The 19,967-nt window shown below is 63.2% G+C and carries 17 protein-coding genes and 1 pseudogene; 11 read left to right on the top strand and 7 right to left on the bottom strand.

Annotated features, from left to right (window positions below; all coding sequences use genetic code 11):
* Positions 1 to 78 precede the first annotated feature (78 nt).
* Positions 79 to 1,194, bottom strand: coding sequence for a branched-chain amino acid ABC transporter substrate-binding protein (locus TZ03_RS21460; protein ID WP_051100289.1), 1,116 nt, complete (start codon positions 1,192 to 1,194; stop codon positions 79 to 81).
* A 359-nt stretch (positions 1,195 to 1,553) separates the two neighbouring features.
* On the opposite strand from TZ03_RS21460, the gene TZ03_RS21455 reads away from it, so the two are divergent.
* Together TZ03_RS21455 and TZ03_RS29095 are read left to right on the top strand one after the other, a co-directional pair.
* Complete coding sequence (locus TZ03_RS21455; protein WP_051100288.1) at positions 1,554 to 1,865, top strand: DUF2288 domain-containing protein; 312 nt, start codon at positions 1,554 to 1,556, stop codon at positions 1,863 to 1,865.
* A gap of 260 nt (positions 1,866 to 2,125) precedes the next feature.
* A complete protein-coding gene (locus TZ03_RS29095; RefSeq protein ID WP_082056680.1) occupies positions 2,126 to 3,013 on the top strand; it encodes an NAD(P)-dependent oxidoreductase in 888 nt (295 codons plus the stop codon).
* Here the strand turns inward: TZ03_RS29095 and TZ03_RS21445 are convergent.
* Positions 2,913 to 5,177 (bottom strand): putative bifunctional diguanylate cyclase/phosphodiesterase, encoded by a 2,265-nt coding sequence (locus TZ03_RS21445; RefSeq protein ID WP_051100287.1) that lies wholly within the window; start codon positions 5,175 to 5,177, stop codon positions 2,913 to 2,915. The two genes, TZ03_RS29095 and TZ03_RS21445, sit on opposite strands and share 101 nt — an antisense overlap.
* A 367-nt stretch (positions 5,178 to 5,544) precedes the next feature.
* Positions 5,545 to 8,391, bottom strand: coding sequence for an RNA polymerase-associated protein RapA (rapA, locus tag TZ03_RS21435; RefSeq protein ID WP_051100285.1), 2,847 nt, complete (start codon positions 8,389 to 8,391; stop codon positions 5,545 to 5,547).
* Between the two features lie 162 nt (positions 8,392 to 8,553).
* Here rapA and TZ03_RS21430 point away from each other — a divergent pair, with 162 nt between their 5' ends.
* From TZ03_RS21430 to TZ03_RS21405, 7 genes are all read left to right on the top strand, one after another.
* Positions 8,554 to 9,249 (top strand): M949_RS01915 family surface polysaccharide biosynthesis protein, encoded by a 696-nt coding sequence (locus TZ03_RS21430; protein WP_051100284.1) that lies wholly within the window; start codon positions 8,554 to 8,556, stop codon positions 9,247 to 9,249.
* A gap of 62 nt (positions 9,250 to 9,311) precedes the next feature.
* Complete coding sequence (locus tag TZ03_RS21425) at positions 9,312 to 9,641, top strand: hypothetical protein (RefSeq protein WP_051100283.1); 330 nt, start codon at positions 9,312 to 9,314, stop codon at positions 9,639 to 9,641.
* 67 nt (positions 9,642 to 9,708) lie between these two features.
* Complete coding sequence (locus TZ03_RS31285; RefSeq protein WP_177328496.1) at positions 9,709 to 9,870, top strand: hypothetical protein; 162 nt, start codon at positions 9,709 to 9,711, stop codon at positions 9,868 to 9,870.
* A gap of 135 nt (positions 9,871 to 10,005) precedes the next feature.
* Positions 10,006 to 10,122, top strand: a complete 117-nt coding sequence (gene ccoM / locus TZ03_RS31825; RefSeq protein WP_003254862.1) for a cytochrome c oxidase subunit CcoM — start codon at positions 10,006 to 10,008, stop codon at positions 10,120 to 10,122.
* A gap of 192 nt (positions 10,123 to 10,314) precedes the next feature.
* A complete protein-coding gene (locus tag TZ03_RS21415; protein ID WP_051100282.1) occupies positions 10,315 to 12,291 on the top strand; it encodes an FUSC family protein in 1,977 nt (658 codons plus the stop codon).
* On the top strand, positions 12,278 to 12,484 hold the full coding sequence (locus tag TZ03_RS21410; RefSeq protein WP_051100281.1) for a DUF1656 domain-containing protein: 207 nt from the start codon (positions 12,278 to 12,280) through the stop codon (positions 12,482 to 12,484). The genes TZ03_RS21415 and TZ03_RS21410 overlap by 14 nt, the downstream gene beginning before the upstream one ends.
* A 12-nt stretch (positions 12,485 to 12,496) precedes the next feature.
* On the top strand, positions 12,497 to 13,354 hold the full coding sequence (locus TZ03_RS21405; RefSeq protein ID WP_051100280.1) for an HlyD family secretion protein: 858 nt from the start codon (positions 12,497 to 12,499) through the stop codon (positions 13,352 to 13,354).
* A 35-nt stretch (positions 13,355 to 13,389) separates the two neighbouring features.
* Here TZ03_RS21405 and TZ03_RS21400 read toward each other — a convergent pair whose 3' ends face one another.
* Positions 13,390 to 14,148 (bottom strand): SDR family NAD(P)-dependent oxidoreductase, encoded by a 759-nt coding sequence (locus TZ03_RS21400; RefSeq protein ID WP_051100279.1) that lies wholly within the window; start codon positions 14,146 to 14,148, stop codon positions 13,390 to 13,392.
* Positions 14,149 to 14,259: 111 nt separating this feature from the next.
* On the opposite strand from TZ03_RS21400, the gene TZ03_RS21395 reads away from it, so the two are divergent.
* Positions 14,260 to 15,174, top strand: coding sequence for a LysR family transcriptional regulator (locus TZ03_RS21395; protein WP_051100278.1), 915 nt, complete (start codon positions 14,260 to 14,262; stop codon positions 15,172 to 15,174).
* 119 nt (positions 15,175 to 15,293) lie between these two features.
* Positions 15,294 to 15,629 (top strand): DUF2025 family protein, encoded by a 336-nt coding sequence (locus tag TZ03_RS21390; protein ID WP_051100277.1) that lies wholly within the window; start codon positions 15,294 to 15,296, stop codon positions 15,627 to 15,629.
* A gap of 294 nt (positions 15,630 to 15,923) precedes the next feature.
* On the opposite strand, the gene TZ03_RS21385 is transcribed toward TZ03_RS21390, so the two are convergent.
* The 3 genes and pseudogenes from TZ03_RS21385 to TZ03_RS21380 form a co-directional block, all read right to left on the bottom strand.
* The gene (locus TZ03_RS21385) at positions 15,924 to 18,509 is read right to left on the bottom strand and encodes an EAL domain-containing protein (RefSeq protein ID WP_051100276.1); all 2,586 of its coding nucleotides are present in this window, start codon (positions 18,507 to 18,509) and stop codon (positions 15,924 to 15,926) included.
* A gap of 47 nt (positions 18,510 to 18,556) precedes the next feature.
* Positions 18,557 to 18,718, bottom strand: a pseudogene (locus TZ03_RS31570) (diguanylate cyclase AdrA); the annotation flags it as partial.
* Positions 18,719 to 18,751: 33 nt separating this feature from the next.
* Positions 18,752 to 19,648: a formate/nitrite transporter family protein gene (locus TZ03_RS21380; RefSeq protein WP_051100275.1), complete on the bottom strand. Its 897-nt coding sequence runs from the start codon at positions 19,646 to 19,648 to the stop codon at positions 18,752 to 18,754.
* Positions 19,649 to 19,967: the final 319 nt, after the last annotated feature.

The raw sequence follows: 19,967 nt of genomic DNA, 5'->3' as shown, positions 1-19,967 counted from the left end.
GAGTCAGACCCATGAACCTCGTAAAACAAAGCCCACTGCTCGCACAGTGGGCTTTACGGTCAGCTATTAGTCACGCAGTTACTGAGGGGAGACTTCGGTCTTCGGCTTGCCGAAGTGCCATTCGTAGACCACGAACTTGAAGTCTTTCAGGTCGCCTTTTTCGTCGTACGACAGGGTGCCGGTCGGGGTCTTGAAGGAACCCGCGTGGATGGCCTCGGCCACTTTCTCGGTGTCTTCGGACTTGGCCGCCTGGATGCCCTGGGCGATCAGTTCCACTGCCGAGTAGGCCGGGAACACGAACGGGCCGCTTGGGTCCTTGCCGTCAGCCTTGATGGCGTCGACGATGGCCTTGTTCTCAGGATCGGCGTCGAACGACTTCGGCAGGGTCACCAGCAGGCCTTCGGAGGCGTTCTGGGCGATCTGCGAGATGGAGTCGTTGCCCACGCCTTCCGGGCCCATGAACTTGGCTTTCAGGCCCTTTTCCTGAGCCTGGCGCAGGATCAGGCCCAGCTCTGGGTGGTAGCCGCCGTAGTAGACGAAGTCGACGTTGTTCTGCTTGAGCTTCTGGATGATCGAGGAGAAGTCCTTGTCACCGGCGTTCAGGCCTTCGAACACGGCAACCTTGGTGCCTTTGCCTTCCAGAGTCTGCTTGACCGCGGTGGCGATGCCTTCACCGTACTGCTGCTTGTCGTGCAGCACAGCGACCACCTTCGGCTTGACGTGGTCGGCGATGTAGTTGCCGGCTGCCGGGCCCTGAGCGCTGTCCAGGCCGATGGTGCGGAAGATCAGCTTGTAGCCACGGGCGGTGATTTCCGGGGAGGTGGCAGCTGGGGTGATCATGATCACGCCTTCGTCTTCGTAGATGTCGGACGCAGGCTGGGTGGAGCTGGAGCACAGGTGGCCGATGACGAACTTGACGCCGTCGTTGACCACTTTGTTGGCGACTGCCACGGCCTGTTTAGGGTCGCAGGCGTCGTCGTATTCCTTGGCTTCGAGCATCTTGCCATCGACGCCGCCCTTGGCGTTGATATCCTTGATGGCTTGCTTGGCGCCGATGAACTGCATGTCGCCGTACTGGGTCACAGGGCCGGTTTTAGGGCCTGCAATCCCGATCTTGATGGTATCGGCGGCAAACGAATGGCTGGCTACCCCGGCCAGTACCATTGCAGCGAACAGCTTGGAAATCTTGATCATAGTGCTCCACTCATTCTGTTGTAATTCTTATAGTCCTGGCGGCCAGGGCTACAGACCGGGCGGGATTTGCGGCGTGGCCATGCCAACGCGCAAGCCCACCTTCCCCCGGAACATGTCCCGGAACTGTACCGGTACAGTGTAGAGCGCTGTTCGAGCGCTTGAAAAGCGGTCGAAAAGTGCCTATTCCCTGGGGTGTCGCTTGATCGACATAAAGATACAGAAAGGCGCCATCAAACTGCCTGCATCTGCGACCCCGAGCCACAAGTTCGGGGTCAATCGACCAAATTACATATTTGAAACCGGGTTTTTCTGCAAAAATGCCGGCCTTTTTTATTGGCCGATTTTTGCGGGTACTACCCATGACTGATCAAACAAGCACCCTCTATGCCAAATTGCTTGGCGAGACGGCAATCATCGAGTGGAAAGCGCTGGAGCGTTTCTGGGCCAAGGGTGACCTGATTTGGGTCGATCCAAGCCTGGATCTGATCACTGTTGCCGAGGCGATGGCCGAGAATCGCAGCGAGATCTTCGCCAAGTGGCGTAGTGATGGCACTGTAGGGCCGGTCACGGCCGAGCAGGCCCAGGCCCTGCAAAGCCGCGATCCAGAGATCTGGGCGGTAGTGGTTTCGCCGTTCATCGTGATCCAGGTGAAGCGCCTGGCAGAGGCATGATCGTTTTTGGTGCGCAAAAACGCGCAGCAGCCCCGATTTGGTGCTTGATGGCACTCAAGGCGGGTAGAGGTAAGTAACAATTCGGCGTGGCGGTAACAGTTTACGGGATGCGTAATGGGGCTGCCTTGCAGCCCTTCGCGGGCACGCCCGCTCCCACAGGTGGGGTGCTGTCTCAGCATTTGCACTGGACCTGTGGGAGCGGGCATGCCCGCGAAGGCCGCAAAGCGGCCCAGACCGATATCAATTGTCTGGAGTCGTTCATGAGCTCACAACTACCTTCGCTTGGATTCGCCGGTATCGGCCTGATGGGCCTGCCCATGTGCCGGCGCCTGTTGGCAGCGGGTTACCCGCTGACCGTATGGAACCGCAGCCCGGATAAGTGCGCCGCACTGATCGCAGCCGGTGCACGCCTGGCCACCAGCCCGGCCGAATTGTGCCGTGACAGCGACATGGTGCTGCTGTGCCTGGCCGACACAGCCGTGGTGCGTGAGGTGGTGTTTGGCGAACAGGGCATTGCCGAAGGCGGGAGCAGCGGCCAGTTGCTGATCGATTTCTCCAGCCTGGAGCCTACCGCCACCCGTGAAATGGCGGCCGAACTTGCGGCGCTGTGCGGCATGGCCTGGCTGGATGCCCCGGTGTCCGGCGGCACGCCCGGGGCCGAAGCCGGCACCCTGGCGATCATGGTCGGTGGCGAGGCGGCTGACCTGCAGCGTGCCCGCCCGGTGCTGCAGGTGCTCGGCCAGCGGGTGACGCACATGGGGGCGGTGGGCGCTGGCCAGGTGACCAAGGCCTGCAACCAGATGATCGTGGCCTGCAATGCCCTGGTTATCGCCGAAGTGGTGGCGCTGGCGGAACAGTCCGGTGTGGACGCGACGCTGCTCGCCGAAGCGCTGGCTGGCGGCTTTGCCGATTCCAGACCGCTGCAGATCCTGGCGCCACAAATGGCCGAGAGCCGCTTCGAGCCGGTCAAGTGGCACGTGCGCACGCTGCTCAAGGACCTGGATGGTGCGGTCAAATTCTCTCGTGAACAGGGCTCGGCGACGCCGCTCAGTGGCCTTGCCGCGCAATTGATGCGCTTGCACGGTAGCCAGGGTTACCTGCAAAAAGATCCGGCGACCCTGGTAGAACTGTACCGTAGCAAGGGTTGAGCACGCCGCTGTGGCGCTGCGGCCGTTCCAGTAGCGGCCGCAGTTCGGCCAGCGGCACCGGGCGTGCCAACAGGTAGCCTTGCAGGTAGTCGCAGCCATGGGTTTCGAGGAACGCCAGCTGTTCGACGGTCTCCACGCCTTCGCTGACTACCTGCAAATGCAGGGTATGCGCCATGACGATGATCGCCTGGACGATCTCGCGGTCCTTCTGGCTGCCCGGCACATCTTGCAGGAAGCTGCGGTCGATCTTCAGCACGTCCAGCGGCAGGCGCTTGAGGTAGGCCAGTGACGAGTAACCGGTGCCGAAGTCATCGATCGACAACGCCACACCCAAGGCGCGAACGCGCTTGAGCAGGTTGACGGTGCGCTGGATATCGCCCATCAGGGCGTTCTCGGTCACCTCCAACTCCAGTTGCCGGGGAGCAAGGCCGGCGTGGAGCAGCGCCTTTTCCACCTCGCAGGCCAGTTCATCGTGGCTTAGGGTGACCGCCGAGCAGTTCACCGTGACCTTGAGGTTGTCATAACCGCGGCGCTGCAGGTAGGCCAGGTCGGCACAGGCATGGCGCAGTACCCACAGGTCGAGGTCGATGATCAGGCCGTTGGCTTCGGCGATGGTGATAAAACGCTCGGGCCCGAGCAGGCCGTGTTGCGGGTGCTGCCAGCGCACCAGGGCTTCGAGCTTGGCTACGTGCCCGGTACCTGGGTCGAAAATTGGTTGGTAGTGCACGCATAACCCCCGTTCTTCGAGCAGGGCCAGGCGCAGTTCTTCTTCCAATTGCAAGGCCATCGAGGCCTGGGTCTTCAGGCTGTCGTTGAAGAAGTTCAGGCTGTTGCGCCCATTGCCCTTGGACTGGTACAGGGCGAGGTCGGCATGCTTGAGCAGTTCTTCGGCGGTGTTGCCGTCGTCGGGGAAGATGCTGATGCCGATGCTGGTGGTCATGACCATGCGCCGGCCGCCCAGGTCGATGGGGTCCTTCATTCGTTGCATGATGCGCTGGGCCAGGTGGCGGGCTTCGTCACGGCTGTTGAGGCTGGTGACCACGCAGAACTCGTCGCCGCCAAAGCGCGCGACAAGGTCGTGGCTGCGGGTGGCGGCCTGGATGTGGTTGGCGATCACTTTGAGCAGCTCGTCGCCAGCGTCGTGGCCAAGGCTGTCGTTGATGCGCTTGAAATGGTCGATGTCGAGGAACATCACCGCCAGGCGGCTTTGAGTGGCCTGGTGCTCGGCCAGGCGCTCGGCGAACACCTGGTTGAAGCCGCGGCGGTTGACCAGGTTGGTCAGGGCATCGTAGTGCGCGGCCTGCAGCAACGACGCGCGGGCCTGGTCCAGTTGGCTGAGCAGTAGGTTGACCCGGCGCAGGTCGTGCTCCTTGCTTTGCAGCTTCTTGTCCGCCAGGGCGGCACTGATGCTGGCGCCACTGATCAACAGGGTGATGAAGCCAATGCCCAGCCCTAGCTGCAGGCTGTTGTCGGCAGTGGGAAGGCGCAGTGCGGTATCGGCCGGGACGACCAGGGTCATGGCAGACATCGCGGTGAAGTGGGTGGCGATGATGCCACCGCCCAGCAGCAGGCTGGCGCCGTATTTCGTGGCCTGGTACAGGGTGCCGCTGCCATTGCGGAAGTAGCGGGCCAGGCACAATGCGGCCAGGCTGGTGAGCAGGGCGATGGCGACAGAGGCCAGCAGCGGACCGGTCTGGTAGTACTGGTGGGCGCCGGTTTCCAGCGCGGCCATGCCAACGAAGTGCATGAGGATGATGCCCAGGCCGATCAGCAATGCGTTTTGCAGGAAGTGATGCGCGCGCATCTGCTTGCGGTCGAGGCTGTGCATGGCCAGCCAGGCGACGGCCAGGGCAATGAGCAGCGAGAGGATGGTCAGGGAAACGTCGTAGTGCACTTCCACCGGGGCCTGGAAGGCCAGCATGCTGATGAAGTGCATGGCCCAGATGCCTCCAGCCAGGCAGCAGGCGCCAAGCATGTTCCATTGCCGGTGGGCAGTGGGGTCTTCGCTGTGGGACTGGCGCTCGGCCATGTCCAGGGTGGCGAAGCAGGCCGCACAGGCGACGAAGTAGGCGAGCAGAACCAGGAACGGTTCATGCCGGCAATCGATGACGATGCGCCCGGTTGCCGGCAGGTCGGCGAACAGTTGCAGCCCCAGCCATTCCATTGAGTGCCTCTTGATCGAGTTTTCACTCGTCTGCGCTACGACCCTGTGCAGACTGTCCAGAGGCAGTATAGGAAGAGGTGTTTAAGCCTTCCTGAATAATGGCACATTGATTTCTATGATTTGGTTATGGCCCTGATAGCAGGTTGGAATAAAGAGTTTGACCATTGCGACATCCCTGTAGGAGATTACCCAGCCCTGCAGGGCTGCGCTGTCGCGCAGAGACTCAATTCGTATGCGCGACGCGACCTCTGTGGGAGCGGGCGTGCCCGCGAAGAATCCAGCGCGGTGGCTGGCACCGGCTTCGCCGGTGTTCGCGGGCACGCCCGCTCCCACAAGGCCGCTCCTACACGGGCGGCGCAGGCCGGGATCAGCCAGCCACCAGCACGCGAATGGCTTCCAGGCGCAGCGCTGCCTTCTCCAGCATCGCCAGGCCGTCTTCACGCTGCTTGCGCAGGGCGTTGATCTCGCTGTCACGCACGCTCGGGTTGACCGCTTGCAGCGCGACCAGGCGGGCCAGTTCTTCGTCGGCCTCCGCCGCCAGGCGGCGCTGGGCCTCGGCCACGCGCTCGACGTGCGTTGGCATGATCTTCTCTTCACCACCACTGATACGCTTGGCCAGCACGTCGCGCTGAGCCTGGACGAACTTGTTGGCACTGGCGCGCGGCACGCTCTCGAGCTGGTCGTTGAGGGTCTCGAAGGCCACGCGCGAAGCCAGGTCGTTGCCGTTGGCGTCGAGCAGGCAGCGCAATGCCGCCGGTGGCAGGTAACGACCCAGCTGCAGGCTGCGTGGGGCCACCACTTCGCTGACGAACAGCAGTTCGAGCAGCACGGTACCCGGCTTGAGCGCCTTGTTCTTGATCAGTGCCACGGCAGTGTTGCCCATCGAGCCGGACAGCACCAGGTCCATGCCGCCCTGCACCATTGGGTGCTCCCAGGTGAGGAACTGCATGTCCTCGCGCGACAGCGCCTGGGCACGGTCATAGGTGATGGTCACGCCTTCGTCGTCACCCAGCGGGAAGCTGGCATCGAGCATCTTCTCGCTCGGCTTGAGGATCAAAGCGTTCTCGGAATGGTCTTCGCTGTCGATGCCGAAGGCGTCGAACAGGGTTTCCATGTAGATCGGCAGGGCGAACTGGTCGTCCTGTTCGAGAATCGCCTCGACCAGCGCCTGGCCTTCGCCGGCACCGCCGGAGTTGAGCTCCAGCAGTCGGTCACGGCCGGTGTGCAGCTCGGCTTCCAGGCGCTCGCGCTCGCTGCGGGCGTCGGCCACCAGGGTGTCCCAGGCCTTGCTTTCGCCACCCTCGAGCAGCGGCAGCAGGCGTGGGCCGAACTGATGCTGCAGGGCGTTGCCGGTGGGGCAGGTATTGAGGAAGGCGTTGAGGCCTTGGTGGTACCACTGGAACAGGCGCTCTTGCGGGCTGTCCTGCAGGTAGGGGATGTGCAGTTGGATGGTGTGCTTCTGGCCGATACGGTCGAGGCGGCCGATGCGCTGCTCGAGCAGGTCGGGGTGCGCCGGCAGGTCGAACATCACCAGGTGGTGGGCGAACTGGAAGTTGCGGCCTTCGCTGCCGATTTCCGAGCAGATGAGCACCTGCGCGCCGAACTCTTCGTCGGCGAAGTAGGCGGCGGCGCGGTCGCGCTCGAGGATGCTCATGCCTTCATGGAACACCGAAGCCGGGATACCGGAGCGCACGCGCAGGGCGTCTTCCAGGTCCATGGCGGTTTCGGCGTGGGCGCAGATCACCAGCACCTTGGTGCGCTTGAGCATTTTCAGGGTGTCGATCAGCCAGTCGACGCGCGGGTCGAAACGCCACCAGCGCTCGTCGTCAGCCGCCTCGCCCTGGGCCTGGAAGGCGACCTCCGGGTACAGCTCGGCGTGTTCGCCGGCTGGCAGGTCTAGGTACTGCTCGGGCGTGGCCAGCGGGTAAGGGTGCAACTCGCGCTCGGGGAAGCCCTGGATCGCCGCGCGGGTGTTGCGGAACAGCACGCGGCCGGTGCCGTGGCGGTCCAGCAGTTCGCGGATCAGGCGGGCACTGGCCTGGCTGTCGCCGTCGCTGACCGCGGCCAGCAGGGCTTCGCCTTCGGCACCCAGGAAGCCCTGGATGGTGGCATGGGCCTTGGGCGACAGGCGGCCTTCGTCGAGCAGTTCCTGGACCGCTTCGGCTACCGGGCGATAGTGTTCACTCTCGGCGCGGAAGGCGGCCAGGTCGTGGAAACGGTTGGGGTCGAGCAGGCGCAGGCGGGCGAAGTGGCTGTCCTGGCCGAGCTGTTCCGGGGTGGCGGTGAGCAGCAGCACGCCAGGGATCACCTGTGCCAGTTGCTCGACCAGGCCGTATTCGGCGCTGACCTGGTCTTCGTGCCAGACCAGGTGGTGGGCTTCGTCGACCACCATCAGGTCCCAGCCGGCGGCAAACAGTGCGTCCTGAGCCTTTTCGTCGTCGACCAGCCATTCCAGGGCGACCAGCGCCAGCTGGGCATCTTCGAATGGGTTGCTGGCGTCGCTTTCGATGAAGCGTTCGGCGTCGAACAGGGCCACCTGCAGGTTGAAGCGGCGGCGCATTTCCACCAGCCACTGGTGCTGAAGGTTTTCCGGCACCAGGATCAGCACGCGGCTGGCGCGGCCCGACAGCAGTTGGCGGTGGATCACCAGGCCGGCTTCGATGGTCTTGCCCAGGCCCACTTCGTCGGCCAGCAGCACGCGCGGGGCGCTGCGGTCGGCGACTTCGCGGGCGATGTGCAACTGGTGGGCGATCGGTTGCGCGCGGCAGCCACCCAGGCCCCACAGCGCCGATTGCATCTGCTTGCTGGTGTGCTGCAGGGTGTTGTAGCGCAGGCTGAACCACGCCAGCGGGTCGATCTGCCCGGCGAACAGGCGGTCGCTGGCCAGGCGGAACTGGATGAAGTTCGACAGCTGGGTTTCTGGCAGGGTGCGTGGCTGGTTCTGCCCGTCCAGGCCGTGGTAGACCATTAGCCCGTCGATGTCCTCGACCTCGCGCACGGTCAGCTTCCAGCCTTCGAAGTGGGTGATCTGGTCACCTGGCGAGAAGCGCACGCGGGTCAGCGGCGCATTGCGCAGGGAATATTGACGGGTGTCGCCAGTGGCCGGGTAGAGCACGGTCAACAGGCGGCCATCCTGCGCCAGGATGGTACCCAGGCCGAGCTCGGCTTCGCTGTCGCTGATCCAGCGTTGCCCCGGTTGATACTGCTGCGCCATACTGCCTGAACTCCCGCGATGAAAAAGCCGATTATGTTAACGGATCGGCCGGTCAGACCAAAGTGCCGAGCGCACCGAAAGGTGCCGAACTGCAATAGTAAGTGCATCAGTCTAGCCGTTTCATCACCCCGTACCGTGTTGCGACGAGGGCCCAGGATCGACATGTCTGCCAAGCACCGCTGGATCAGCGCTTCCATGGTCGTGGGCAGCCTGCTGCTGCTGGCCGCCTGCGAGCAGAAAAACTTCGAGGCGTTGCCCGCCATCCCGATGGAGCAGCTCGAGGTACTGGGCGTGCAGACGCCGATCAAGAGCGTGCACTTTCGTGACCGCGACGGTGAAGGCCTGCTGGTATTGAGCCGCAGCGATGGCCAGGCCAGCGACCCGGAAAGCGAGCAGGAAGTGGACAAGGTGGTGCTCAAGGCCACCTTGTACGGGCGCAGCGACGACAGCGACGTGTTCAAGGCGCGCTGGCAGATCGAGCAGGAAACCACCTGCCCGGGCCTGGACCTGGATGTGGACTTCTACACCGATGTCAGCGAGGTCAGCGATCTGAACAAAGACGGCGTCGCCGAGGTGACGGTTGCCAGCCACGCCTTCTGCGGCGGTGGCATCGACCCGCACGACATCGCCATCGAGATGCGCGAAGGGCAGGCCAGCTACACCATCACCGGCCAGTCGCAGATCACCCCGGCGGGGGAGGAACCGGTCGGCGGCGAGCGCGAGGACAGCGCCTCGCTCAAAGCCGCGCCGCAAGTGCTGCGCGACCATATGGACGCGGTCTGGCAGCAGGTTTACAAGCGGCCCTGGAGCGAAGCCAGCCCGCCAACCTACGATGACCCTGGCGACGAAGACGAATAAGTGTTGTCCGTGATATCAAGGTAAACCCGAGCCTGCCGATACAGGGGCATAGGAGAACGTCCATGCTGCCGCCGATCATTCCGCTCAGTGCCGCCCCGGTGACCTCGCAACAGGACCCGGTAAAGCCGACCCCCGACATCAAGCCTGTGGTTCCGGCGCAGCCGGCGTCCGGCGAAAGCTCCATCGACCTCAAGCGCCAGCGCGACCCGCAGGAGCAGGCGCTGCTGTTGCGCGATGAGCAGCAGCGCCAGCAACGACGCCGGCAGAAGGACGACGAAGAGCGCTACAGTGCCGTGCCAGGCGACGAGGTCAACGCCGACAATACCGTGCCAGTGGCGCCGTTGATGGGCGAGCACGTACGCCAGGGGCTGCTGGTGGACATCGAAGTCTGAAGCGGGGCTGGTCAGCGCCCGTGGCTGGCTTCATCATGCAAGTCTCAGTTGATCGTCGAGCCTACCCATGAGCCAAGACAACCTCATCGATTTCGATGCCGAACGCGCCAAGCGTGTCCACGACCTCAAGGAAAAGCGCTTGAACGAAATGCGCAACGCGTTCGAGCAGGCGCTGCCGTTGAACGGCACAAAGAAAAAGAAACCCAAGGGCAAGCCCAAGAAGCGCTGAAACTTGATGCAGGTCAACCCTGCACCCGCCTCGCGTGCCCGGTCCCGGGCACCATTGACCCCGATCAATTTTCCCCGCCTCCACATTGGTTAACTTGCACCCATCGGACAACGGCAAACGAATGGGGAGGCCCGCATGTTCTTCGACAACGTGGTTATCGCCGGTGTGGTAACGGTCGGGTTGATGGTTGCCTTCTTTGCCGGTCTGGGCATTTTCATCTGGAAGGACTCGAACAAGCGCAAGCCGCGCTGACCTTCCGGGTACACGAGCACGCAAGGCATTTAGGGCGACTTCGGTCGCCCATTTTTTTTGCCTGGGATTTGTGTTTTGCCTGTGGCAGGGAATCTCAATAAAGATGATTAGCTAGCTAATTAATCTATTCCGCTTTATCCTTCCCCTCATTGTCTATCTTTCCTGTAAGACCGTCCCCGCAAGGTCCGCCTCGTGCCCATCACTTTCCAGGCCCTGTTCGCCCCCAGCAGCCTCGCCCTCAAGTTCGCCATCAAGACCCTGTTCGGTGGCGGCCTGGCGCTGTGGCTGGCCATGCGCTGGGGCCTGGAGCAACCGTCATGGGCGCTGATGACCGCCTTCATCGTCGCCCAGCCGTTATCAGGCATGGTGGTGCAGAAAGGCCTGGCGCGGCTGGCCGGCACCTTGGTGGGTACGGTCATGTCGGTGCTGTTCATCGGCCTGTTCGCCCAGACCCCCGGGCTGTTCCTGCTCGCCCTGGCCCTGTGCACCGCTGCATCTACCCAGCTGCGCAGTGCCTGGGCCTATGCCTTCGTGCTGGCCGGCTATACCGCGGCGATCATCGCCTTGCCGGCCATCGACCACCCGCTGCAGGTGTTCGACCAGGCCGTGGCGCGCTGCACCGAGATCTGCCTGGGGATTTTCTGCGCCACCGCCAGCAGTGCCTTGCTCTGGCCCATGCGGGTGGAGCAGCAACTGGGTGGCCAGGCCCGCCAGGCTTGGCACAACGGCCTGCAAGCCGCCAGTGCCATGCTCGGCGGCGAAGATGAGGCACGCAAAGGCTTGCTGGAGAGCCTGGGGCGCATCGTCGCCATCGATAGCCAGCGCGAACATGCCTGGTTCGAAGGCAACCGCGGGCGTCAGCGTGCCCGCGCCATTCGCGGGCTGAGCCAGAAACTGATGGTGCTGCTGCGCATCTCTCGCTCGGTGCGTCGGCAATGGCGCCAACTCGACGAGCGCGAGGCCGGGCACCTAGCGCCTTGGTTGGCAGAAGTGCGCGCGCTGCTGGGCAAGCCGGACCAGCCCAGCCTGTTGCTGCTGCGCCAGCGTGTCTGGGATGCTGCCCACGATGAGCAGATCAGTTCGGCGGAACACTTCTGCCTGGCGCGCATGGCCCTGCTGCTGGATTACGCCATGGCCGCTAGCCAGGCGCTGGAGGATGTGGAAGCGGGCAGGGCGCCCAAGGATGTGTCCCAGGGGCTGGCTGCGCACCGCGACTGGTCGCTGGCCTTGCTGTTCGGCTCACGCAGCGCATTGGCCTTTCTGGTCATGAGCGGTTTCTGGCTGGCCACGGCCTGGCCTTCGGCGCCGGGCGGCCTGGTGTTGACTTGCGTGGTCTGCAGCCTGTTCGCCAGCCGCGAGAACGGCGCGCAGATCGGCTTGAGCTTCTTGCGCGGGATCTTCCTGGCGATACCTGTGGCGTTTCTGGTCGGGCAGGTTCTGCTGCCGCAATGGAGCAGCTTCGCCATGCTCTGCCTGGGCCTGGGGGTGCCGCTGTTTCTTGGCGCGCTGGGCATGGCCCACCCTCGTACCGGGGCCACCGCCACCTCCTATTGTCTGCACTTCATTGTGCTGGTGTCGCCACTCAACGCCATGCAGTTCGGCGTAGCGACGATGCTGAACAGTGCCTTGGCCATGTTGGTGGGGGTTTCTGCGGCGGTGATGGCCTTTCGTCTACTGGTGTTCCGCCACCCGGCCTGGCTGGGCCGGCGCCTGCGCGCTGCCACCCAGAGCGACCTGGTGCGCCTGACCCGGCGCGATCTGCGTGGTGCCGACACCTGGTTTGGCGGGCGTATGGCCGACCGCTTGATGCAACTGGCGCGGCATGCCAGTGAATTACCGGAAGGCGAGCGCAAACGCTGGGATGACGGCCTGCACGGGTTGGATATCGGCGACGAACTGGTGCACCTGCGCATGTGCCTGGCGGTCGCCCAGGCGCCCTTGGGGCGAGCCGAGCGCGAGTACCTGCAACAGGTGGAGGTGGTACTGGCCAAAGGGCCTGCCGCCGGGCGTGGACAACATCTGGATAGCGCCAGTGAACAGTTCATTGCCGCCTTGCACCGGCTGCCTTCGAGCGACCCGCTACGGCTGGCCGAGGGCGCGGTGCTGCAATTGCAGAAAAGCTGGGGCAAGTGGTGCCGCTGGCAGGAGGAAGCCCATGGGGTTGCGTGAATGGGAGCTGGGCGGGGTACTGCTCAGCCCGTTTCTGCTTTATGTGTTGTTGGCGCTGGTGCTCACCGGATTGCTGCGCCTGCTGGTGCAGGCCACACCGTTGGGGCGTTGGATCTGGCATGAAGCGCTGTTCGATGCGGCGCTGTTCGTTTGTGTGCTGTTCCTGGTGGTACGACTGCTGGGAGCTTTATAAAGGAGTGTTTCGATGCGTGCGGCCGTACGTATTCTGGTGACCCTGTGTGTGGTGGCCCTGGCCGTGTTGGCCGGCTACCAGTTGTGGCAGTACTACATGCTCACCCCCTGGACCCGCGATGCCCGTGTGCGCGCCGATGTGGTGGTGATCGCCCCTGACGTGTCTGGCTGGGTGCGCGAGCTCAAGGTTCGTGACAACCAGCAGGTCAAGGCTGGCGACCTGTTGATGAGCATCGACCGCGAGCGCTTCCAGGCGGCCTTCGACCAGGCCAGCGCGGTGACCGAGACCCGCACCCAGCAACTGCGCCTGCGCGAACGCGAAGCGGCCCGGCGTACCGCGCTGGGGCCGGAGGCGATCAGTGCCGAGTTGCGCGAAAACGCCCAGATCAACGCGGCCATCGCCCGCGGCGAACTGCATGAGGCCGAGGCGCAGTTGCAGGTTGCCAGGATCAACCTGAAGCGCAGTGAAGTACGCGCGCCCCGTAGCGGGCACATCACCAACCTGCGTCTGGCCGAGGGCAACTATGTGAACACCGGGGAAGCGGTTATGGCCCTGGTGGATGATTCAACCTTCTATATCCAGGCCTATTTCGAGGAAACCAAGCTGCCGCGCATTCGCGTGGGGGACGCGGTGAAGGTCTGGCTGATGGGCGCGGGCGAACCGATGCAGGGGCATGTGGAAAGCATCAGCCGCGGCATCACCGACCGCAACAGCAACCCGGACAGCCAGTTGCTGCCGGAGGTGGAGCCAACCTTCAACTGGGTGCGCTTGGCGCAGCGCATACCCGTGCGCATTCGCCTGGATCAGGTACCAGAGGGGGTGACTCTGAGTGCGGGGATGACGGCGAGTGTGCAAGTGCATGAGCAGTGATACTGGGGCCACAACGTGGCCCCAAGATCTCGAATCTAGAGAAACATCCCGCCCGACACCTCCAGCCGCTGTCCGGTAATCCAGCCATTGCCGTCTTCCAGCAACAAGGCAATCGCCGCCCCGATATCATCCGGCAAGCCCACTCGTCCCAGCGCGGTATTACCGGCAATGTACTCATTCACCTGCTGGTTATCTCGCACCACGCCGCCACCAAAATCAGTCTCGATCGCGCCTGGCGCCAGAATGTTCACGCGAATGCCACGCGCCCCCAGTTCCTTGGCCTGGTAGCGGGTCAGCACTTCCATCGCCCCCTTCATCGCTGCATAGGCGGCATACCCCGGCAACGCGAAGCGCGCCAGGCCGGTGGAAATATTGACGATACGGCCATTGTCGACCAGCAGCGGCAGCAGGCGCTGGGTCAGGAAGAAGGGCCCTTTGAGCTGAATGTTCAGCAACTGGTCGAACTGCGCCTCGCTGGTTTCGATGTACGGCACGTTCAGCCCGATCCCGGCATTGTTCACCAGGAAGTCGAAACGCTCGCGGCCGAAATGCTGCTGCAGCGTCGCACCCAGGCGCTCGGTGAAGCCGGCAAAGCTGGCGCTGTCGCCGACGTCCAGTTGCAGCATGGCGGCCTTGACCCCGGCCTGCTCCAGCCGGGCCGCTACGGCTTGCGCTTCGTCCGCCTTGCTGTGGTAGGTGCCGATGACATCGATGCCGCGTGCGGCCAGGTGTTCGGCAGCATTGCGGCCCAGGCCGCGGCTGGCGCCAGTGATCAGGGCAATCTTGCGGGTCATGGTGAAAACCTCATGGTGGGCTGGTGAGCACAGGTTATTGGTCGGCGTGGTGCTGTTAAATCCAGCAAATATGGAAATACTGTTCGCTAAAACCGGATAGTCGAGGCCCGAGTGAACAAGCTGGAGTTGTTGCGCACCTTTGTGCGGGTCAGTGAGGTCTGTAGTTTCACCCTGGCTGCCGAGAGCCTGGGGCTGCCGCGTTCGACCGTGTCGGAGCAGGTCAGGGCGCTGGAGCGCTTGTTGGGCACACAATTGTTCAACCGCACAACCCGCCGGGTGCAGGCGACCCAGGATGGCGCCTTGCTGTATGAGCGTAGCAAGGACCTGCTGTCGGGCATGGACGAGATCGAGAGCCTGTTCAGCGCCGACGATGCCGAACTGGTCGGGCGCCTGCGCATCGATCTGCCGACCATGATGGCGCGCCGGGTCATCATCCCGGCGCTGCCGCAGTTTTTGCAGCGCTTCCCGCGCCTGGATGTGGAACTCAGTTGCACCGACCGCCAGGTCGACCTGCTGCGCGAAGGGTTCGACTGCGTGATGCGCATTGGCGCCCTGCAGGACCTGGACGTGGTGGCGCGGCCGGTCGGGCAACTGAGCATGCGCAACTGCGCCAGCCCCGCCTACCTGGCCCGTCATGGCGTGCCCCGCACGTTGCAGGACCTGGCCGAGCACCGCTTGGTGCATTACGTGCGTAGCCTGGGGGCGCGTAGCGCCGGTTTTGAATACCTGCGCGAGGGTGAGCTGCAGTACCAGGCCATGGCCGGGGTGGTCACGGTCAACAATGCCGAGGCCTACTCGGCGGCCTGCCTGGCGGGGCTGGGGTTGATCCAGGTGCCGGCAGTGGGCGTGGCCGAGCACTTGCGGCGAGGCGAACTGGTGTCGGTACTGGAAGACTGGCAGGCTCCGGCCATGCCGGTGTCACTGTTATATGCCCGGCAACGGCATGTGCCACGCCGGGTACAGGCGTTCATGCAGTGGCTGGCCGAAGTACTGCTCGACCAGGTCGACGCACAGGCCAGCGATTGAGCAAAGCCGTGGCATATGGACGGCCACTTGCGTTAGGCTGCCCCTTGCGAGTGGCCCGACAGAGGCGACCCTTCCCCGCCTGGCGTGCGTATCTTCCGATTTCATTGCGAGGTTACGTCATGGCCATTACTTCCCAGGACATCTGCAACGCTGCCGATCAGCTCAAGGGCTTTGTCGGTTTTCATGGCAAGCGCGGCGTTCATATCGTGCGTTTTTCCGAAGATTCGTTCGGCATGGACGTGGCGGACGCCAGTATCACCCCCTGCAGCGAGTTCGTCTGGCGGCCCGAGCAAGGGCAGCGCATGGCCCTGTGCCGTGAACGGTTGGCATTGTTGCTGGAGCAGCATGTGGATGACCGCTTGAACATCGGCGAGCCGCTGCGCGCCTATCTGCGCCGCAGCGACCTGCCGGAAATCGTGGCCGAGCGCAGTTTGCAGGGCAATTCCGCTCTGTAATAGAGGCGCAACTGTCTTGCTCAAAATCTGAAAGCTTGCACGCCAACCTGTGGGAGCAGGCATGCCCTAATAAAGCACATTGTTGGGGCTGCTGTGCAGCCCATCGCCGGCAAGCCAGCTCCCACAGGTACCTTGCAGATCTCAAGCTTTGCGCAGTCCCTGTGGGAGCTGGCTTGCCGGCGATGGGCCGCACAGCGGCCCCAAATGGCTTAACTGACTGGCGTTAGGCATGCCTGCTCCCACAGGTTGGCGTGCAAGCCTTCAGATTCTGAGCAACACAGTTGCTTCCACGTGTTACAGGTAGGGTGTCGAGTGCTCGGATGCCTGGTGCAACAACGCCTGTACCCCCGCACTGTCCAGCGGCCGGCTCAGGTAATAGCCCTGTACCTCGTGGCAGCGGTCCTTTTGCAGCGTCCGCAGCTGCTGTTCGCTCTCCACCCCCTCGGCCGTCACCGTCAACCCCATTGCCTCGCCAAGGTTGATGATGGCCTGCACTACGGCGCGGTCGCTGCCGCCGGGGTTGTTCAGGCCGCTGATGAAGCGCTTGTCGATCTTGATGCTGTCGAACGGGTAGGTGCGTAAGTAACCCAGCGACGAGTAGCCGGTGCCGAAGTCGTCCATGTTCAGGCGCACGCCCAGTTCCTTGAGTGCCAGCATGGTACCCAACGCGCCTTCGATGTCGTTGAGCATCACGTTCTCGGTGATTTCCAGTTCCAGGCGTTGGGCAGGGAAGGTGGTTTCCAGCAGGATTTCACGCACGTCGGCCACCACATCGCTGCGCAGGAATTGTGCGGGCGACAGGTTCACCGAAACCAGCACGTCGGCGGGCCAGTCGTGGGCGGTGCGGCAGGCTTCGCGCAGCACCCAGCGGCCTAGTGCGACAATGATGTCGCTCTGTTCGGCCAACGGGATGAAGATGTCCGGCCCCAGCAACCCCTCCTGCGGATGCTGCCAGCGCAGCAAGGCTTCGATCGCGACGATGCGCAGGTCGCTGAGGCGGTAGCGCGGCTGATAATGCAGTTCGAACTCCTGGTTGCGCAGGGCACGACGCAGGTCGTTCTCCAACTGGCGACGGTACTGGATCTGCTGATTCATTTCGGCAGCGAAGTAGCGCCAGGTGTTCTTGCCGTCGGCCTTGGCCTGGTACAGCGCGATGTCGGCGCAGCGGATCAGTTCGCTGGCATCGAAGCCCTGAGTGCGGGTTTGCGCGACACCGATGCTGGCGCCAACGTGCAGTGGCTGGTTGTCGAAGGCGATGGGTTGCTGCAGCCGGCTGATCAGCCGCGCGCAGAAGCGGTCGATCTCGCTGCGGTTGTCCATGCCGGTCAGCACCAGTATGAACTCGTCGCCGCCAAGGCGCGCAACCAGGTCGCCATCGCGGGTGGTGTCGCGCAGGCGCGTCGCCACCTCCTGCAGCACGGCGTCCCCGGCGGCGTGACCGAGGGAGTCGTTGATCGGCTTGAAGTTGTCCAGGTCCAGCAGCAGCAAGGTCAATGCTGGTGAATCGCTGCCGCGCAGCAGCGCCTGTTCCAGGTGCCTGGCGAGCTTGTTACGGTTGGCTAGCCCGGTCAATGGGTCGTGCAGCGACAGGTGCTGGATGCGCGCATGGGCGTCGACTTCGTCAGTGATGTCGCTGGCGGTACCACGAAAGCCCACGGGTTTGCCTTGGTACCAGATGGCGCGGGCTGAAATCCGGCAGTAGCGGTTCTGGCCATTCTGGTCGCGGTAGGTACAGCGCAGATTGGCCAGTTGTTGCGGGTCGGCCGTGGTCAGGGCGTCCAGCCAGGGCGATAGTGGCGTGGTATCGCAGGCCAGCAACTGGTTGAGCGGGTGGCCCAGCCAGTCGTCCAGCGGGTAACCGGTGACGTTGGCAAAACGTTGCGACAGGTAGGTCAGGCGTTGTTGTCGGTCGGTTTCCCAGATCCAGTCGGACGCCGACTCGGCCACGGCGCGAAAACGTTGCTCGCTGGCCTCCAGGGCCTGGTTGCTCTGCTGCAGGTGCGCGAGCGTGAGGTCGATCGCCCGCGAACTGCGCAAGGCGAGGCGAAACAGGTACAGCATGATCAAGCCGAGTATCAGCAGCGCACATGACAGCGCTGGTAACACCGCCCACAGCAGTTGGCGCCCCGGTAGAGGGCTGCTCCAGGACAGGTGGTAGCCGGTTTTGCCCAGTTCGATGCGCGGCTGGCCGCGCTTGGCGACATCATCCTTTTCCAGGTGCATGCCGGCAAGGCCGGCACCGCTGCCCAGTCGCGCCAGCTTGTCCTCGGTAAGCTGGTCGATGAACAGCATCACCGGCGCCTGGCTCACTTCTTCGTCGGTGACATCCCGGTCCGGGCGTACGGCAGCGGCACTGAGCACGGCTGGCCAGCCGTTGAAGAGGACGAAACGGGTGATCTGTTCGCGTGCAATGGCTGCGGCACGGGCCTGGTCGATGATCGGTTGCAGCGCTGCATTGATGTAGGTGCTGGCGGCCGCCTGGGTGGGCTGGCCTTTGAACAAGCCATAGGTAGTACGCGCGTTCTCCACCACGAACACGCCTTCATAGCCGCTGGCGCCGTACAGCGACTCGCCCACATTCTTTTCTTTGTAGGCCCATTGCCAGTCGGCCTGGCCCGCCAGGTGTTCGAACGCGGCATCCCACACGGCGTAGCTGGACAGGAACTGGCGCGAGGCGAGCAGCCGTTGCTCCAGCGCCTGGGTTGCATGGAAGGCGCTGCGCTGGCGCTCCTGATGATCAAGGGTGGCTGCGATATTGAACAGGGCGCCGAGGGTGACCAGGCAGGCCAGGCCGAAAATGACGCTGAAGCCGGCAATGAGGCGGTGCACCTGGACGCGCGGTGTGGGGCTGGCGGGTGGAAGGTCGGCGGTCCTGGCCATAGGCGGCTCCTTCAAGCAGCCTCCCGCCAGGCAGTCAGGAAGGAGGTTCAATCAGGATAGGCCAGCCTGAGCGTCGCAGCTTCGCTGCGGGCAAAATTGACCTGGTCGCGGCCAGCGTGCTTGGCGGTGTACAGCGCCTTGTCCGTCTGTTCCAGCCAGTGCTCGGGGGATTCCAGGCCAGCCTCGAACGCCGACAGGCCGATGCTCAGTCGACCGAACGTGCAGTGACGGCACGCTGATGTTCATTCGTTGCCGTCCTTGCTGGGTGGGGAGGTGTGGTGGTCGTCCTCGAGTAGCCGCGAGGGCGGTTTGCCGCTGTCACTACGTACTTGTGCATGGCTGATCAGGCCGAAGATGAAGCTGCCACCAATGATGTTGCCCGCCAGGGTCGGCAGGGCGAACTCCAACCAGAAACTACGCCAGGTTTCATCGCCGGCCCAGACCAGGTAGGACACCTCGACCGAGCCGACCACGATATGGGTGAAGTCGCCCAGGGCCATCAGGTAGGTGATCATCAGGATGATCCAGATCTTGGCGTGCTCCATCGACGGAATCATCCACACCATGGTGGCGATCATCCAGCCCGAGACGATACCTTTGGCGAACATCTGGCTGATGTCGTTCTTCATCACCTTGCGGCCGACTTCAAGGAAAGCCACGTCGGTCTTGGCGTCGAAGATCGGCAATTCCAGCATTACCCAGGCTACCAGCACGGTACCGGCAAGGTTGCCGAGCAATACCACGCTCCACAGGCGCAGCAGGCGCCCGAGGTTGGCCAAGGTAGGGGCGGTCATGATTGGCAGCACGGCAGTCAAGGTGTTCTCGGTGAACAGTTGCTGGCGCGCCAGGATCACAGCGAGGAAGCCGGCACTGTAGCCGATGCTGGCTATCACCTGGGCACTGTCACCTTCCGGCAGGCGGGCATAGAACAGCCCCATGGCCATGAGCGACAGGCCCATGGACAAGCCCGCAGCCAGTGCCGACCACCACAGTGCGGCCAGTGTGCGCTCCAGTTCCTGGTCGCCTTGGTAACGAATGATTTCGTGCAGCACTGCTGCCCGCGGTGGCTGGTTATGGCTGACTTCCTGTTCTTCGTCTGCCGACAAGCCTGGGGTTTTCTCGCTTTGCGCATCGCTCATGGCCGCTACGCTCCGTGGGGGTGTTTCTTTACAGATTCGCTGCATCTTCATTAGTTGCCGGATGGAGGCCAAACACTGGCGGAAAGTTTTTTCAGATCAAGGTGTTGACTCTGATTTCAAAGCGCGTATTATTCGCCTCCTCGCAGCGATGAACGCTTCGGGGCAAGCGGTAAGTTATTGAGGTTGAAGCTTTCGAAAGAAAGCGGTTGTAAAAAACTTCAAAATAAACGCTTGACAGCAAATGAGGAAAGCGTAAAATGCGCGCCTCGGTTGAGGCGAAAAGCTCTTAACCAACCGCTCTTTAACAAATCGAATCAAG

It is taken from the genome of Pseudomonas sp. 10-1B, from assembly GCF_000935045.1.
Classification (GTDB): Bacteria; Pseudomonadota; Gammaproteobacteria; order Pseudomonadales; family Pseudomonadaceae; genus Aquipseudomonas.
Note: the sequence above shows the minus strand (reverse complement) of the source record. Positions and strands in the feature narration are given on the sequence as shown.

What these genes read in the sequence shown, in the direction of transcription:
- TZ03_RS21460 (WP_051100289.1), bottom strand. Translation starts at nt 1,194, where the DNA reads ATGATCAAGATTTCCAAGCTGTTCGCTGCAATGGTACTGGCCGGGGTA.
- TZ03_RS21455 (WP_051100288.1), top strand. Translation starts at nt 1,554, where the DNA reads ATGACTGATCAAACAAGCACCCTCTATGCCAAATTGCTTGGCGAGACG.
- TZ03_RS29095 (WP_082056680.1), top strand. Translation starts at nt 2,126, where the DNA reads ATGAGCTCACAACTACCTTCGCTTGGATTCGCCGGTATCGGCCTGATG.
- TZ03_RS21445 (WP_051100287.1), bottom strand. Translation starts at nt 5,177, where the DNA reads ATGGAATGGCTGGGGCTGCAACTGTTCGCCGACCTGCCGGCAACCGGG.
- rapA (WP_051100285.1), bottom strand. Translation starts at nt 8,391, where the DNA reads ATGGCGCAGCAGTATCAACCGGGGCAACGCTGGATCAGCGACAGCGAA.
- TZ03_RS21430 (WP_051100284.1), top strand. Translation starts at nt 8,554, where the DNA reads ATGTCTGCCAAGCACCGCTGGATCAGCGCTTCCATGGTCGTGGGCAGC.
- TZ03_RS21425 (WP_051100283.1), top strand. Translation starts at nt 9,312, where the DNA reads ATGCTGCCGCCGATCATTCCGCTCAGTGCCGCCCCGGTGACCTCGCAA.
- TZ03_RS31285 (WP_177328496.1), top strand. Translation starts at nt 9,709, where the DNA reads ATGAGCCAAGACAACCTCATCGATTTCGATGCCGAACGCGCCAAGCGT.
- ccoM (WP_003254862.1), top strand. Translation starts at nt 10,006, where the DNA reads ATGTTCTTCGACAACGTGGTTATCGCCGGTGTGGTAACGGTCGGGTTG.
- TZ03_RS21410 (WP_051100281.1), top strand. Translation starts at nt 12,278, where the DNA reads ATGGGGTTGCGTGAATGGGAGCTGGGCGGGGTACTGCTCAGCCCGTTT.
- TZ03_RS21405 (WP_051100280.1), top strand. Translation starts at nt 12,497, where the DNA reads ATGCGTGCGGCCGTACGTATTCTGGTGACCCTGTGTGTGGTGGCCCTG.
- TZ03_RS21400 (WP_051100279.1), bottom strand. Translation starts at nt 14,148, where the DNA reads ATGACCCGCAAGATTGCCCTGATCACTGGCGCCAGCCGCGGCCTGGGC.
- TZ03_RS21390 (WP_051100277.1), top strand. Translation starts at nt 15,294, where the DNA reads ATGGCCATTACTTCCCAGGACATCTGCAACGCTGCCGATCAGCTCAAG.
- TZ03_RS21385 (WP_051100276.1), bottom strand. Translation starts at nt 18,509, where the DNA reads ATGGCCAGGACCGCCGACCTTCCACCCGCCAGCCCCACACCGCGCGTC.
- TZ03_RS21380 (WP_051100275.1), bottom strand. Translation starts at nt 19,648, where the DNA reads ATGAGCGATGCGCAAAGCGAGAAAACCCCAGGCTTGTCGGCAGACGAA.